Origin of the sequence: Pseudonocardia zijingensis (genome assembly GCF_042657305.1) — a bacterium.
Taxonomy (GTDB): Bacteria; Actinomycetota; Actinomycetes; order Mycobacteriales; family Pseudonocardiaceae; genus Pseudonocardia; species Pseudonocardia zijingensis.
The window spans coordinates 1-555 of sequence record NZ_JBHSKO010000087.1 but is presented as its reverse complement, the minus strand read 5'-3'; the positions used below and the strand labels follow the sequence as shown (position 1 = coordinate 555).

Annotated in this window: 1 protein-coding gene; it reads right to left on the bottom strand. The window is 75.5% G+C overall.

Annotated features, from left to right (window positions below; translation table 11 throughout):
* The coding region (locus ACFPL3_RS42055) for a hypothetical protein (RefSeq protein ID WP_379591055.1) at positions 1 to 555 on the bottom strand (555 nt) is incomplete at both ends.

Genomic DNA, 555 nt, shown 5'->3' with positions numbered 1-555 from the left:
CCTCGGCGAGAGCCCACGACCCGACCAGCGCCTCGGGCACCCCGAGCACCTCGGCGATCCGCGCCGCCGCGTCCGCAGGCACAGGCCCGCCGTCGACCGGGTTCAGCAGCCAACGCACCCCCGTGGCCAACAGATCCTCGATCGCCCGGTCCGCCTCGGTGAGCCGTGCGCGCCGCTCCACCAACTCCTTCCACGACCCGTCCAGATCAGAACCAGCCGCCCACACCCGCCGCGCCGGACCCAGCAGCAGCGCCGCGACACCCACCGGACGACGCAACACCCGCGCCACCGCCCGGTCGGACACCCCCAGCCGCACCGCGTCGCCCAGCGCACCACCGGCAACCTCGTCCACCACCCGGCGCGCCTCCTCCCGCGCCGCCACCGCAACCGCCACCACATCCGCAGCCACACCCGACTCGACCAGCTCCCGCACCCGAGCCTCGGCAGCCACCAACTCGTCCACCGCAACCCGACCCCGGGCCGACCCCAGACCGTCCACCAGCCGCTCCAGCACCACCCACCGGTGACCGGCCACCAGGTGCTCGCGCGCCTCGG